This is a genomic window from Hyphobacterium sp. SN044 (assembly GCF_021864465.1).
Taxonomy (GTDB): domain Bacteria; phylum Pseudomonadota; class Alphaproteobacteria; order Caulobacterales; family Maricaulaceae; genus Hyphobacterium.
This window is the reverse complement of sequence record NZ_JAKKUV010000005.1, coordinates 94,465-107,862: the sequence shown is the minus strand read 5'-3', so window position 1 is coordinate 107,862 and position 13,398 is coordinate 94,465. Positions and strand designations below refer to the sequence as shown.

Annotated in this window: 15 protein-coding genes and 1 riboswitch; of the genes, 8 read left to right on the top strand and 7 right to left on the bottom strand. The window is 64.0% G+C overall.

Translation table 11 applies throughout. From position 1 onward, the window contains the following. Nucleotides 1-98 precede the first annotated feature (98 nt). Nucleotides 99-647 (bottom strand): hypothetical protein, encoded by a 549-nt coding sequence (locus tag L5876_RS08425; RefSeq protein ID WP_236955789.1) that lies wholly within the window; start codon nt 645-647, stop codon nt 99-101. A 129-nt stretch (nt 648-776) separates the two neighbouring features. Here L5876_RS08425 and L5876_RS08420 point away from each other — a divergent pair, with 129 nt between their 5' ends. Next, entirely contained in the window at nt 777-2,066 is a 1,290-nt protein-coding gene (locus L5876_RS08420; protein ID WP_236955788.1) for an adenylosuccinate synthase, read from the top strand. A gap of 6 nt (nt 2,067-2,072) precedes the next feature. On the opposite strand, the gene L5876_RS08415 is transcribed toward L5876_RS08420, so the two are convergent. Together L5876_RS08415 and L5876_RS08410 are read right to left on the bottom strand one after the other, a co-directional pair. After that, nucleotides 2,073-2,594 carry a hypothetical protein gene (locus tag L5876_RS08415; RefSeq protein WP_236955786.1) on the bottom strand — a complete coding sequence of 174 codons (522 nt, stop codon included), beginning with the start codon at nt 2,592-2,594 and terminating at the stop codon, nt 2,073-2,075. A 164-nt stretch (nt 2,595-2,758) separates the two neighbouring features. Continuing rightward, complete coding sequence (locus L5876_RS08410; protein WP_236955785.1) at nt 2,759-3,262, bottom strand: hypothetical protein; 504 nt, start codon at nt 3,260-3,262, stop codon at nt 2,759-2,761. Nucleotides 3,263-3,413: 151 nt separating this feature from the next. Further along, nucleotides 3,414-3,529: riboswitch (TPP riboswitch) on the top strand. Here L5876_RS08410 and L5876_RS08405 point away from each other — a divergent pair. From L5876_RS08405 to L5876_RS08390, 4 genes are all read left to right on the top strand, one after another. Next, complete coding sequence (locus L5876_RS08405) at nt 3,525-4,016, top strand: hypothetical protein (protein WP_236955784.1); 492 nt, start codon at nt 3,525-3,527, stop codon at nt 4,014-4,016. It overlaps the preceding riboswitch by 5 nt. Before the next feature lie 2 nt (nt 4,017-4,018). Further along, the gene (locus tag L5876_RS08400; RefSeq protein WP_236955783.1) at nt 4,019-4,588 is read left to right on the top strand and encodes a hypothetical protein; all 570 of its coding nucleotides are present in this window, start codon (nt 4,019-4,021) and stop codon (nt 4,586-4,588) included. A gap of 38 nt (nt 4,589-4,626) precedes the next feature. Beyond that, a complete protein-coding gene (gene thiC, locus L5876_RS08395; protein ID WP_236955782.1) occupies nt 4,627-6,621 on the top strand; it encodes a phosphomethylpyrimidine synthase ThiC in 1,995 nt (664 codons plus the stop codon). Beyond that, nucleotides 6,618-6,845 (top strand): hypothetical protein, encoded by a 228-nt coding sequence (locus tag L5876_RS08390; protein WP_236955781.1) that lies wholly within the window; start codon nt 6,618-6,620, stop codon nt 6,843-6,845. Before thiC ends, L5876_RS08390 begins: the two co-directional genes overlap by 4 nt. 114 nt (nt 6,846-6,959) lie before the next feature. Here L5876_RS08390 and L5876_RS08385 read toward each other — a convergent pair whose 3' ends face one another. Next, the gene (locus L5876_RS08385) at nt 6,960-7,715 is read right to left on the bottom strand and encodes a hypothetical protein (RefSeq protein ID WP_236955780.1); all 756 of its coding nucleotides are present in this window, start codon (nt 7,713-7,715) and stop codon (nt 6,960-6,962) included. A gap of 10 nt (nt 7,716-7,725) precedes the next feature. Next, entirely contained in the window at nt 7,726-8,706 is a 981-nt protein-coding gene (locus tag L5876_RS08380) for a HipA domain-containing protein (RefSeq protein ID WP_236955779.1), read from the bottom strand. Nucleotides 8,707-9,255: 549 nt separating this feature from the next. Here L5876_RS08380 and L5876_RS08375 point away from each other — a divergent pair. Beyond that, nucleotides 9,256-9,678 (top strand): hypothetical protein, encoded by a 423-nt coding sequence (locus tag L5876_RS08375; RefSeq protein WP_236955777.1) that lies wholly within the window; start codon nt 9,256-9,258, stop codon nt 9,676-9,678. Nucleotides 9,679-9,687: 9 nt separating this feature from the next. Here L5876_RS08375 and L5876_RS08370 read toward each other — a convergent pair whose 3' ends face one another. Then, nucleotides 9,688-9,834: a hypothetical protein gene (locus tag L5876_RS08370; protein WP_236955775.1), complete on the bottom strand. Its 147-nt coding sequence runs from the start codon at nt 9,832-9,834 to the stop codon at nt 9,688-9,690. A gap of 363 nt (nt 9,835-10,197) precedes the next feature. Here L5876_RS08370 and L5876_RS08365 point away from each other — a divergent pair, with 363 nt between their 5' ends. After that, a complete protein-coding gene (locus L5876_RS08365) occupies nt 10,198-11,817 on the top strand; it encodes a Na/Pi cotransporter family protein (protein ID WP_236955773.1) in 1,620 nt (539 codons plus the stop codon). 110 nt (nt 11,818-11,927) lie between these two features. Next, the gene (locus L5876_RS08360) at nt 11,928-12,590 is read left to right on the top strand and encodes a glutathione S-transferase family protein (RefSeq protein ID WP_236955771.1); all 663 of its coding nucleotides are present in this window, start codon (nt 11,928-11,930) and stop codon (nt 12,588-12,590) included. Nucleotides 12,591-12,667: 77 nt separating this feature from the next. Here the strand turns inward: L5876_RS08360 and L5876_RS08355 are convergent. Continuing rightward, on the bottom strand, nt 12,668-13,398 hold a 731-nt coding region (locus tag L5876_RS08355; RefSeq protein ID WP_236955769.1), incomplete at its 5' end, for an ankyrin repeat domain-containing protein.

The window sequence follows — 13,398 nt, the reverse complement described above, 5'->3', positions numbered from 1 at the left end:
AGGATGGAGCGCCGCAGGGGGGCCGCGGCGCTCCGCGCATCCGGGGTAGACAGTAGGGACCGGGAGTCTAGGCCCGAGATGCGTTTTCTGATGCGAGTTCAGTTCGCGTTCGGATCGTCTTCCTGGCGCACATAGCGGCCGATGAACCAGTCATTCCAGACGTCATTGGCTTCGTCATATTGCTGGAAATGCTGGGTGACGCTGCCGTCCTCGTTCGGCGTCCACGTGCCGCGGAAGGGCGCGGACTGGCTGCCGTTCGCGCCGAAATAGGTGATCTCACCGACCAGCACCATTTCGCCGTCCTCATTGAGGCCGCCGGAATAGTCGATATAGGTGTTCGACCCCATCCAGATCTGGCGCCACTGGCCGCTCGTCGGGTCGAGATAATTCATGCTCGTCCCGTCGCCGCCGCCCGTATTGGTCCATTCCTCGAGGATCAGGCAGCCATTCGAGCGCTTCTCGATATGGTTGGTCCCGCCCAGCTGACCGTTCTGGCCATAGACATTCCAGTCGCCGACCCAGAAGTCGAAATCATGCGCGCCGGGCACGTCATCGCAGCCCGGGGGCGGGCCCTGCTGCGCCGTGGCGGCGGGCGCGAAAACCGAGGCCGCACCGAGCGCGGCGATAAGAGAAACTGTCAGGCGCATGGCGGCCTCCCCGTGACGCATAGGGCACCTGTTTCGATGCCATTGGAGCTTTCACTCTAGGCTGATAAACCCCCGCCCGCAGGTCACGTCTGCGTGAGGGATTCCGCGCCCGCCCGAAGGAGCGATTTCATGGCCAACGTCACCGTCGTCGGCGCCCAGTGGGGCGATGAAGGCAAGGGCAAGATCGTCGACTGGCTGTCGGTGCGCGCCGATGTCGTCGCGCGCTTCCAGGGCGGCCACAATGCCGGCCACACCCTCGTCGTGGGCAATGAGACCTACAAGCTGTCGCTGATGCCGTCCGGTGTCGTGCGCGGCAAGCTGTCGGTGATCGGCAATGGCGTCGTCGTCGACCCCTGGGCTTTCCGCGACGAGAAGGCGCGCCTCGAAGCCCAGGGCGTCACCATCACCGCCGATACGGTGAAGATCGCCGAGACCGCCGCGCTGATCCTGCCGGTCCACCGCGAGCTCGATGCCCTGCGCGAGAATCGCGACGATGGCGGCGCGATCGGCACGACGCGGCGCGGTATCGGCCCGGCCTATGAGGACAAGGTCGGCCGCCGCGCCATCCGCGTCGTCGACCTGGCCGATCCCGACGGTCTGACCCGCAAGGTTTCCGACCTGCTGCACCACCACAACGCGCTGCGCCGCGGCTATGGCCAGCCGGAGTTTCAGGCCGGCGATCTGATCGACCAGCTGAAGGAGATCGCACCCGTCATCCTGCCGCACATGTCACCTGTGTGGCGCGATCTCGGCGCGGCGATCCGGGCAGGCGAGAAAGTCCTGTTCGAAGGCGCGCAGGGCGCGCTCCTTGATGTCGACCACGGCACCTATCCCTTCGTCACCTCCTCCAACACCGTCGCGGCGCAGGCCGCTACCGGTTGCGGCGTCGGGCCGAAGGCGGCCGGCTATGTGCTCGGCATCGTCAAGGCCTACACCACGCGCGTGGGCGAGGGACCTTTCCCGACCGAACTCCTCGATGCCGACGGCCAGAAGCTGGGCGAGCGCGGGCATGAATTCGGCGTCGTCACGGGCCGCAAGCGCCGCTGCGGCTGGTTCGACGCGGTGCTGGTGCGCCAGACCGTCCAGTTCGGCGGCATCGACGGCATCGCCTTCACCAAGCTCGACGTGCTCGACGGTTTCGACGAGCTGAAGATCTGCACCGGCTACGAACTCGACGGCGAGATCATCGACCGCCTCCCGGCCGACCGGCTGCAGCAGGCCCGCGTGAAGCCGGTCTACGAGACCCACAAGGGCTGGTCGGAATCGACCCGCGGCGCGCGCTCCTGGGCCGACCTTCCCGCCGAGGCGGTGAAATATGTCCGCCGGGTCGAGGAGCTGATCGGCGCCCCGGTCGCCATGCTCTCCACCAGCCCGGAACGCGAGGACGTCATCCTGATGACGGACCCGTTTCTGGGGTAGACGCCTTCACTCCCTTCCGCACCACACGAAGGGATTGAGCGTCGTCCCGTCCGACAGGACGCCGTGCGGTTCCGGGTTCTGCTGCATGCGCACCATCACCTCGCCCTGATTCTCGGGCGAGGTGGTCCGCGCATCAACCAGATCGGTGCGCCCGTCATTGCGGAAATACATCAGCGCGGTCAGCCGCGTGCCCGCCGCGTCGGCGGCGTGAACCGTGGCCAGACCCGCGAGGTCCCAGACCTGGATCGGCGTGTCCTGAAGCTCGGCGCTGATCAGCCCGTACTCGGCCAGCCCCTGGCCCAGATCGATCACGATGCGGCCGAAATCCTCCGCGTCATCCGGATTGCCCGGGATCAGGCGGAAGATGCGCGGCGTGCCGGTCGTGCAGGGATTGCTGCCATCGCCCGGCCATTCGGCATAGCGCCCCTCGGCCAGCATCGGCCGTCCGTTCGGGAAACGCCCGCCATTGTCCTCCTGCGCCAGAGCCGGCGCGGCGAGGCTGGCAGCGGCCAGTAGGGCTACGAACATCCGCTTTCCTCCCCCGTTTACGGGGGAGGTGTCAGCGCAGCTGACGGAGGGGGGACTATCCCCCCCTCGCCCCGGACTGGATCCGGGGCACTCCCCCCGCAAGCGGGGGGAGAAACGAACACGCGTCGGTTTCGGCATTTTCGGCACTCGTCGCGAAAGCGCGTCTATTCTGTGCCGCAAGCCACGAAGGGTTCAAGCGCAGTCCCGTCAGACGCGATTCCGTGGGGCAGCGGGTCTTCTTCCATGCGAACCGGCGTGATCGGGTCCTGGCCCGCCGCCATGATCTGCACCTGCGCGACACTGTAGCGCCCGTCGCGCGTCATCAAGAGCGTCATGGCCAGACGCTCGCCCGAAGGGCCGCGGCCCTGGATCACGCCGACGCCCTGAACCTCGCCGCCGGCCAGCTCGCGCGGATGCATGGACGACATGGCGAGTTCCATGTCGATCGGCGCGCCGTCCCCGAAATCGGCGCGGAAACGGCCGCGGTCTTCCGGATCATCAGCCGTGCCGGGCGCCAGTTCAAAATGGCGCCGCGAGGCGTCGGCGCAGGCATCCCCGCCACCGGGCAGATCCTCGACATAGCGGCCATCGGGCAGGAGGTTGTCCGGATCGGGCATCTGCGCGTCATCGGCGAGAAGCGTGATCGCGGCGAACAAGGCCAAAATCATGACGTGTCAGTCCTCTGCTTGCGGCCAGTTGGCCCGGCGGTTGGCCGGGCCGTAATGACTTTTGGCCGCTGATCCCGGTGAGAGTGTCATCCGGGGGATGAAATCCGGGTGAACGCCCCTTGCCAGCGCGCGCCGTCTCCGTCAGTGTCGCGCCGCATCCGAGGGGGGCCGCCGGCAGGCGGCTGAGACCCGGGCTGACGCCGCCCTGGCCACCCTTACAACCGGATCCGGATCATGCCGGCGTCGGGACAGGAGAACAGACATGCTTCGCTTCGCCACTATTGCCGCGATCGCCCTGATGGCCGCCGCCTGCACGCCGCCCGCCGACGAGGCCGCGCGTGATGAGGCGTCCACCGCCGAACCCTCCACCGTCGCCGCGACCGCCCCCGCCACGTCGGGCGCGGCCGGCATGCCGCAGATGCAGGCGAGCCTGAACGCGCCGGATGCCGGGGCGCTGCACGCCCTACTCCTCGCCAACGAGGCTGATATCGTCCCGTCCGACTGGCACAGCGGCGAACCGGCGGGCCAGGACTACTGGGATTTCCCGGATACGCTCGAAGGCTTCGACACCTCCGCGGAATGCAACTGGGAGGGCAATGACCAGAGCGCGATGGACTGCCTCCTGACGATTTCCGAACCCGAAGACACCGAAGGCGGACCGCGCCGCGTCATGTACCGCGCCGAGGTCGGCTACACGCCGGAGGGCGAGCTGATCCTCCTCAGCCCGAATGTCCGCTGGGCGACGATGGGGTAGGGGTGCAAGACCTCTCCGAATTCCTCGCGGCCGACCGGGCGTTCGAACCAATGGATGCTTACTACTGGCTCCTCTGGACCTTCTTCGAACTACCGACGGGGTTCTACCGGAACTGGACGCTTCCGGCAGGGCTCCTGCTCTGCTTCCCGGGCGTGCTCATTCCTGTTTCAGATGCGCTCGCTGCCGGGTCTGCGCGGGCGGGCCATTTTCTCGTGAAGGCGCCGAGCTCACAGGGACTCCGCCCTGCGGTCGCCAATCCATTTCCCTACCGATTGATCATATCGGTTGCGCTTGTTTGCCTCGGTGCGTGGATCGCCGTCCTCGGGCTGAACGACAATCGCGATTACAGAATTCTGAGCGCTTTCCGCCCGTGGTTCTCGCTTCCGGTATTCGCGCTGATTGCCGGCGGGGTCGGCCTTGCCGGTATCGGCGTCGCGCTCGCGGCAGCGCCACGCTGGCTCGGCCGGTTTCGCGACCTGCCGGACTGGCGCGCGCTTCTCTTTCGAACCGGCACACGCGTGACCGGCCTCTACCTGATCTTGATCTTTTTTCTTGGTTTCGTGCCCTTCTGACGGGCCGCCACGCAGACGCATCGCAAAGGGATGTCCCAATGAACAAGCCCACCACACAAGACGCTTTCGATACACCGAAGGTCACGACCGGCCCGTTGCCCGGTTCGCGCCGCGTCTACACCGCGCCCGCCGCCGCGCCGGACCTGAAAGTCCCGCACCGCGAGATCGACCTGCACCCGACGGCGAACGAGCCGCCGCTGCGCGTCTATGACTGTTCCGGACCCTATTCCGATCCGGCCGCGAGCATCGATGTCGAGCATGGCCTGGCCCGCACCCGGACGGACTGGGTGATCGAGCGCGGCGGTGTGGAGGCCTATGAGGGCCGCGAACCCTCGCCGCTCGACAATGGCGGGGCGACCGGCAAATACCTCGCGCGCGAGTTTCCGGTGCGCCACAAGCCGCTGAAGGCCGTTGGCTTTGTCCCCCCCTCGCCCCTTCGGGGCACTCCCCCCGCAAGCGGGGGGAGAAAAGATAAGTCTCCGGTTTCCTCCCCCGTTTACGGGGGAGGTGTCCCGGACTTGATCCGGGACGGAGGGGGGAGGTCCGCGAAGCGGGCCCCCGTCACCCAGCTCGAATTCGCCCGCGCCGGCATCATCACCAAGGAAATGATCTACGCGGCCGAACGGGAAAATCTCGGCCGTGCCGCCGCCATGGCGGGCGCCGCCGAACGCCGCGCCGACGGCGAGGATTTCGGCGCCGAAATCCCGGAATTCGTGACGCCCGAATTCGTCCGCGACGAGATTGCCCGCGGCCGCGCCATCATCCCGGCCAACATCAACCATGGCGAGCTGGAGCCGATGGTCATCGGCCGCAACTTCCTGGTGAAGATCAACGCCAATATCGGCAATTCCGCCGTTGCCTCCTCCGTCGAGGAAGAGGTGGAGAAGATGGTCTGGGCCATCCGCTGGGGCGGTGACACGGTGATGGATTTGTCCACCGGCAAGAACATCCACAACACCCGCGAATGGATATTGCGCAACTCGCCGGTCCCGATCGGCACCGTGCCGATCTACCAGGCGCTGGAGAAGGTGAACGGCATCGCCGAGGACCTGACCTGGGAAGTGTTCCGCGACACGCTGATCGAACAGGCCGAACAGGGCGTCGACTATTTCACCATCCATGCCGGCGTGCGCCTCGCCTATGTGCCGCTGACCGCCAGCCGCGTCACCGGCATCGTCTCGCGCGGCGGCTCGATCATGGCGAAGTGGTGCCTCGCCCACCACAAGGAGAGCTTCCTCTACACCCATTTCGAGGACATCTGCGACATCATGGCGGCCTATGATGTCTCCTTTTCGCTGGGAGACGGCCTGCGCCCCGGCTCGATCGCCGACGCCAATGACGCCGCGCAATTCGCCGAGCTGGAGACTCTGGGCGAGCTGACGAAGATCGCCTGGGCAAAGGGCTGTCAGGTCATGATCGAGGGGCCGGGCCATGTCCCGATGCACAAGATCAAGGCCAATATGGACAAGCAGCTCGCCGTCTGCGGCGAGGCGCCCTTCTACACGCTGGGGCCGCTGACGACCGACATCGCGCCGGGCTATGACCACATCACATCCGCGATTGGGGCGGCGATGATCGGCTGGTTCGGCACAGCGATGCTCTGTTACGTCACGCCGAAGGAACATCTGGGCCTGCCCGACCGCGACGACGTGAAGACCGGCGTTGTCACCTACAAGATCGCCGCCCACGCCGCCGACCTCGCCAAGGGCCATCCGGCCGCGAAACTGCGCGATGACGCGATGAGCCGGGCGCGCTTCGAATTCCGCTGGGCCGACCAGTTCAATATCGGCCTCGACCCGGAAACCGCGAAGGACTTCCACGACCAGACCCTGCCCAAGGAAGCGCACAAGGTGGCGCATTTCTGCTCGATGTGCGGGCCGAAATTCTGCTCGATGAAGATCAGCCAGGACGTGCGCGACTTCGCCGCCGGCAAGACCGGCGCCACCGCCGAAGAGGCGAAGAAGGGCATGGAGGAAAAAGCGCGCGAGTTTCGTGAAAAGGGCGGCGAGGTCTATCTGGAGACCGGGGAGTGATAAGGGGGCTGGTCACGGCGATTTTCGCCGGGCTGGCCATCCTCTTCGCTGTGCTGACTGCGCTGCGTGCCCGCCTCCCCTATGACGAGGCGGGGCGCTATTTTGACCCGGCGGACGCCGTCACCTATGATCGGCAGGCGGTGCTGGTCTATGGGGTGCTGGCCTTCGCCGCGGCGGTTGTCGCGGTCGTTCCGGTTGTCTGGAAGCGGCCTTCACGGTTTTGAGGAACCGCGAAGCGGCGAAGAAGGGCATGGAGGAGAAGGCCCGCGAATTCAATGAGAGGGGGGCTATCTCAGTTTGGATGGGATACAGCCAGAGCCGATTGACTAACTGCGCTCCTAGGCTGCCTGCTTCGCCTGTTTCGGGCGCACGCGCACGAATATATACGGTCGCGGTCTGTCAGTGGTTCCGTTTACACGAACCAATGTTGAATTGATGCTTCTCTGAGGTAGCCATTCGGATACTGTTCGGGCTTGTAGTCTGTTAATGTAGCCGAGTTTCTGAGATCCAATCATAGCTAATACCGCATATTCATCAAACTCGTTGCCTTCATCCTGCACCAACGAGACACGCATTCCTATGAAGTTGTTAGGCACATTGGCAAGGTAATGCCGAGTTCCTGCAAGCTCTAATAGTAGATCACACTCCGTCCATTCAGAATGTAACGGGTCAACAACAGAAAACCCATCGTTTGGAGATCTCAGCTCTGTAATGCCCATCAACTGAAAGGTCGACGCAGTGACACTAATAGGCACACAAAAGTTGGCGAGGAACTTCTCATAATCGGGGCGCTTGGGGTCGGGAAGGCGGCGTTGAAACGCCTTTAATACATCTAGACCTTCCCACGCATTCCCAGGCTCGAACTTGAAAGCAGGATATCCAACAAAACCGTAGGATTTGAGGGCTTCAAGAGTTCGACCGTCGTTTTGTTCGATTATCTCATCCCTAGAAAAATATCGAAATTTTGGCGAGACGCCATCTATTTGGGCTAATTCACCAACCGCCCAACGCTTCCTATCAGGACATTTTAGAGGAGCCTCCCAAGCCAATATTAGCTTCTCAGGCGTTTGAATTTGTTCCAGCCAAAGGCTCACAACATCCCTCCTAAATTGCGCGGAGAAGAGCGAGTTTGGCTCTCAGCACAGCCAACATGAATTCGGCGCGATAGCCGGAAAACCGAGCAGGATACGCAAATCCTTGTGCCCAAGTTACGACTCGTTCGAGGTCCGCGTCATCCAATTGAATCACACGCCGGAACGTAGGGCTAGCCGTTTCGTAAACTGACAAATATTTACGACATAATTCAACGTGATAAGCTCCTTGGTGGTCCCCATCAATCCACCCATAGTGGTGTTTGCCTCGGCTTATAAACCTCTGAACCGCATCCGCACTCAGTTGGTTTCTCAAATCTTCGTCTCTAATCCTCCATCCGAGGCTAGAGCCATTGTCGAACGCGGGAGCGAGTCGATAACGCACCACCTCCTCGGGCGCGTGTTCTACTAAAAATCCCCAGTTTTCGGAGTGACGGTCGCCGTTCGATATCAGAGCGTCAAAGGCTAGGGTTTCTGCCCACCAATCCCGCCAGTTCGGGATTCGATGGCTCCGAGTGAGTAGTAAATTGGAACGAAGGCTCCCGCGCCGGAAGTCCACTTCGGAATTGAGTGCTTGAAATCGGTCGATGGCGTGAACAAACCGGCGCTCGTTTTCCTCATCGTGGTATCCGAAGAAGAATTCAATGAGCACGCCGATTTCGTTGGTTCCCGAGTTAAATGCGAGGAAAGCCGGGGGAACAGGAATTCCGCATAGTTTTCCAATCTCGTAGGCGATAACCTCTGACCAAATTTGCGGGTTTTCGGCATCGACATTGGGTTTTTTGAAAAGGTAGCGATGTCTGCCGATTAGAAAACCATACGGTGGTGGACTCGGACATACCAAAATCTCTTTGGCACGCTTCCCGACTGCAGGGATCGGATTATCTTGGTCCGGCTCCCAACCAGCTACATCGACGATTTCGGCTGCGTGTTGTTGAATCCGTGGGCCAATCGGCATCCAGCGCTCACTGACTTCTTCAGGAATCCAAACCATACATCTTCCGGAAGAAAATGAAGAGTGAATGGCAATGGAATATGTGATGTGCCGCCACTCCCACCGCCGCGGTTGTCGCGGTCGTTCCGGTTGTCTGGAAGCGGCGAGGGCGGTTCTGACGCGAAGCGGCGTCTCGATACTCGCTGCACCATTTTCACTGAATTCCCGGACGCGCATGAGCGCGATCCGGGACCTCGAACCGGTGAGGCGCAGAGGCGCAGCAGAACTGGCGCTCGATTATGGAGCCGCCTTTGTCCCGGACCGGCCGGGGTCCCCGCTTCCGCGGGGAGTTCAGGATTCTTGAGTTTTTGGTCTCAATGCCCGCCCTTCGAGAAGCGACCTCTCGGTCGCTCCTCAGGACAGGACGTTGAGATCGAGCCTGTCCTGAGGAGGCCCGGACTTGATACGGGGCGTCTCGAAGGGCGGCTCGTTTTGGCATCCTTCAACCCGACGCGCCCCGCTCCGGGGGAAACGGACGGCACAATGCTTCCGGTCGACACAGGCGGCACTTGTGGGCACCATGAGCGACCGAGATATCAGGGGGGCGGCATGAAACTCACCGCAATCACCGCTGGCGCGCTGGCGCTGCTGACGTCATCGCTCGCGCTGGGCGACCATCACGGCCGCGGCGCCGAACAGGTGAACGGCTTTCCGGGCGTCTATGTTCACCCGCAGATCACGATGACCTTCACCGGCGACGGCTATCTGATCACCACCGTGAATGCGAGCAATGTGACCGCCGGGATCCAGACCTACACCGTCGCCGACGGCATTCTCACGGTGCAGGACGTGTCGCCGCCCGCCTTCTATTCGCAGGACATGGCCGATTGCGTGCGCGACAATCCGGCCACCTATCAGATCAATGATCTGCCGGACGGATTTTCCATGACGGCGATCGACGAGCCGTGTCCGCCCCGCGCCGGTCTTCTGACGCGGTTCGAACTGCGCGACTATGTCCGCCCGGCGGAATAGCCCGCGCTTCTATTTCCGCTTGTTGCCGAGATGCTCCAGGCCGCTGACCGAGCCGGTCTTCTGCGACGGCTGCGAGGCATTGGTCTTTTTCTTCTGATTGTGTTCGGCTTTCGGTTTCTTGCTCTCGCGGCTGGACTTCTGTTGACCCTTGGCCATGGCTTTGCCCTTTCGGGGGACGGAAGGTCCCCGGCACGGTTCACGCTACGCCTGAATCCGTGTGCGCGATAGGCTGATCCGCCGCCGGGGCCGGTCCGGCTCCCCCACCGCCGCCAAATCGGACGAAATCGGGCGAAAGTGCCATCTTGGGGTCCTGCCCCGGATTTACCTGTCCCCGCGAAGGCGGGAATTGCGGGGCCTGCCACCGGTGCGATCCTGCCGCCGTCGGTAGGTCCCGGCACAAGGCCGGGACAGCGAGAGAGGTGTTCGCTCTCAGGATGTCACGGCCTGCCTTCCCCTGAAGGCGGTGTGATGCTAACCGATCCGGGTGGCGACGGTCGGTACGGAGGGTATTTGCCGGAGATGATCGGCCTTCTGGGCCCCTTGCTTGGTGGTCTTGGCCTGTTCATGCTCGGCATGGCCATATTGACGGACGGTCTCAAACTGGCCGCCGGGGGCGCGCTCACTTCCATTCTGTCAGCCTGGACACGAACCCGGCTGCGCGGTCTTTTGACCGGAACCTTCATCACATCCGTGATGCAGTCCTCCAGCGCGGTCACGGTCGCAGTTATCGGTTTCGTGAATGCCGGGCTGCTCACCCTGTCCCAGGCGATGTGGGTCGTGTTCGGAGCCAACCTCGGCACCACCATGACGGGCTGGCTGGTTTCCCAGATCGGCCTCAGGCTCGACTGGACCGCGCTCGCCCTGCCGCTGGTCGGCCTCGGAATGCTGGCGGGGCTTGCTCTCAAAGGGCGCCCGCGCCTTGGCGGTGCGGCACGGGCCGCCGGCGGATTCGGGCTGTTTTTCCTCGGCATCGGCGTGCTGCAGGAGGCCTTTTCCGGCCTCGATCCTCAAATCGCGGGGTTGCCGCTGGCCGAAGCAGGCCTTTTGGGAATCGCCGCTTTCCTCCTCGCCGGCGTGGTGCTGACCACGCTGACCCAGTCGTCCAGCGCTGCGATGGTCATTATCCTTACAGCCAGCGCGGGCGGTGCGCTTCCTCTGGAGCTCGCCGCCGCGGCCGTAATCGGCGCCAATCTCGGCACCACTTCCACCGCGCTGCTCGCCACGATCGGCGCGACACCGGCCGCCAGCCGCGTGGCCATGGCCCATGTCACCTTCAACGCAGTGACGGCGCTGGGCGCTCTGCTGCTTCTGCCGAGCATGTTGTGGCTGTCGGAAGCCGTGCTGGACGGCGTGGGCATTCTGGACGACGGACCGGCCCTGCTGGCGGCCTTCCATACTCTTTTCAACCTGTTGGGAATTCTGATTATCTGGCCGCTGGCGCCTTGGCTGGCGCGCTGGTTGTCCACGCTCTACCGCTCCGAGGACGAAGAACTGGCCCGGCCGGCATTTCTCGACTCCAATCTGACCGGAACGCCTTCGCTCGCGCTTCGTGCGCTGGTGCTGGAATGCTGGCGGCTGCACACGCTGAGTCTCGATCTGGCCCGGCTGCGCCTCACGGCCCCGCAAAACGGAAAGCTTGCCGCTCGCGAGAATTCACTCGCCGAGCTCGCCGTCGTCATCCGTGAATTTCTCGCCCGGGTGTCGACGGAAGCCATGACCCCCGAAACTGCGCGTGCCCTGCCCGACCTGGTCCGGGCTGTGCATCATTCCGAGGTTCTCTGCCTTGAATCGGGTGAGGTGTTCGGCCTGCGCCGGCCCGTTGCGGGTGACGCGATGAAACCGGTCTGGGACAGGTTCGACCGCGCTGTTGCCAAGGCATTGGACAAGGCCGGGAATGCGGACAGCTTTACCGATACACGGCCGTCCATCAGACGCGCCTTCGTGAAGCTGAAATCGGCTCTTCTCGAAGCGTTGTCGGAAGGCCGGGCCGGCGTCAGAGAAGTTGATGCCAGCCTGGCACTCGCCCAGCGGCTGCGTCATGTCGCCGAGGCGGCGCGCGATGGCCGCCTCCGTCTGGACCCCTGGTTGGATGAGGGGGGTCTCGCCCATCCGGCTGCGCAGGACCCGCTTCCGTCATGATGCGCTGAAATTGCCGCAATCCGGCGTCACGGTCATGGTCATTCGAACTTTTTGGGAACTCGACCGGCAATCCCGTTTGCCGCCGCTCCTGCGCGCGCTACCTTCGCCGCATGATCACAGTTCATCACCTTGAGAATTCCCGCTCGCAGCGCGTCCTCTGGCTGCTGGAGGAGTACGGGCTCGAATACGAGATCCGCCACTACAGGCGCAATCCGAAGACGATGCTCGCCCCGCCGGAGCTGCGCGCCGTCCATCCGCTGGGCAAATCCCCGGTGATCGAGGATGACGGCATCAAGGTCGCCGAGACCGGGGCGATCTTCGAATACCTCGCCGAGACCTATGACAAGGGTAGGCTGATGCCGCCGCGCGGTACGCCGGAGGCCCGCGCTGTCACCTACTGGCTTCACTATGCCGAGGGCTCGGCCATGCCGCCGCTTTTGATGAAGCTGGTGTTCGACAATCTGCCGAACCGCGCCGGGGCGCTGGTGCGCCCGCTGGTGAAGGGCATCGCGCAGAAGGCGAAGGACAGCTTCGTCGATCCGCGCGTGCAGGAGCATGTCGAGTATTGGGACGCCGCGCTGAACGAGACCGGCTGGTTTGCCGGGCCGTCGATGACGCTGGCCGACCTGATGATGAGCTTCCCGCTCGAGGCCGCCTCGGTGCGCGCCGGAGCCAGCGACCGGGCGAATATCAAGGACTTCCTGAAGCGGATTCACGACCGGCCCGCCTACAAGACAGCGCTGGAGCGTGGCGGGCCCTACGCCTACGCGTGACGCCCTGGCGCTGAGCGCGGCTGCGCCGGGCCTCGGCATCCCGAAGCCCGGCGGCCATACCGCAAAGTCAGTGTTGGCTAGGGACGGGCGCTGGGCTCGTGCACCGCTCCGCGGGATTCGAGATAGTTGACGGTTTCCCAGTTGCCCGATTGCCGGGCCGCCCAGAGCGGTGACCGGAATTCGGGGGCGTGGTCGAGATTGGTCCACATGGCGAGGTTCACGTCCGCGCCGTTCTCGACGAGATAGCGCACCGTTTCGACCTTGCCCGCGCGTGCGGCATTGATCAGCGGCGTCTCGTCATCGGGGACGTAGGCGTTCACATCCGCGCCGGCCTCGACCAAGAGACGGACCATGTCGTACTTCCGGTTCGCCGCCGCCACGATCAGCGGATTGCCGTCGCCGCGCACGCCGAGATCGACGTCGGCCCCCTGATTGATCAGGTAGAGCGCCAGGCTGGTGTCGCCGGTCCGCGCCGCCTCGATCAGGGCCGTGCCGTCACCGCGGCTGGCGAAGTCGACCGGCGCACCGCTGTCGACCAGTTCCTGCACGCTGACGAGGTCATGGCGCATCGCGGCTTCGACCAGCGCTGCGCCAAGCGCGGCTTCGGTCGCGGACCAGCTGGAAAACGCGACCATTTCCACCGTGGCGGCCGTACCGTTCGTATTCGTCTTCGGCGTCGCCCAGGCGGCCACCCCGACGGTCAGGGCCAGAAGCACCGGCGCGGCGAGCGCAGCCCGCCCCGCCCCGCGCGCCGGGGTCAACAGCGCATCGACGCGGCGGCGCAGTTCCGACGGGTCGTGACAATATC

What these genes read in the sequence shown, in the direction of transcription:
- L5876_RS08425 (WP_236955789.1), bottom strand. Translation starts at nt 647, where the DNA reads ATGCGCCTGACAGTTTCTCTTATCGCCGCGCTCGGTGCGGCCTCGGTT.
- L5876_RS08420 (WP_236955788.1), top strand. Translation starts at nt 777, where the DNA reads ATGGCCAACGTCACCGTCGTCGGCGCCCAGTGGGGCGATGAAGGCAAG.
- L5876_RS08415 (WP_236955786.1), bottom strand. Translation starts at nt 2,594, where the DNA reads ATGTTCGTAGCCCTACTGGCCGCTGCCAGCCTCGCCGCGCCGGCTCTG.
- L5876_RS08410 (WP_236955785.1), bottom strand. Translation starts at nt 3,262, where the DNA reads ATGATTTTGGCCTTGTTCGCCGCGATCACGCTTCTCGCCGATGACGCG.
- L5876_RS08405 (WP_236955784.1), top strand. Translation starts at nt 3,525, where the DNA reads ATGCTTCGCTTCGCCACTATTGCCGCGATCGCCCTGATGGCCGCCGCC.
- thiC (WP_236955782.1), top strand. Translation starts at nt 4,627, where the DNA reads ATGAACAAGCCCACCACACAAGACGCTTTCGATACACCGAAGGTCACG.
- L5876_RS08380 (WP_236955779.1), bottom strand. Translation starts at nt 8,706, where the DNA reads ATGGTTTGGATTCCTGAAGAAGTCAGTGAGCGCTGGATGCCGATTGGC.
- L5876_RS08375 (WP_236955777.1), top strand. Translation starts at nt 9,256, where the DNA reads ATGAAACTCACCGCAATCACCGCTGGCGCGCTGGCGCTGCTGACGTCA.
- L5876_RS08370 (WP_236955775.1), bottom strand. Translation starts at nt 9,834, where the DNA reads ATGGCCAAGGGTCAACAGAAGTCCAGCCGCGAGAGCAAGAAACCGAAA.
- L5876_RS08365 (WP_236955773.1), top strand. Translation starts at nt 10,198, where the DNA reads ATGATCGGCCTTCTGGGCCCCTTGCTTGGTGGTCTTGGCCTGTTCATG.
- L5876_RS08360 (WP_236955771.1), top strand. Translation starts at nt 11,928, where the DNA reads ATGATCACAGTTCATCACCTTGAGAATTCCCGCTCGCAGCGCGTCCTC.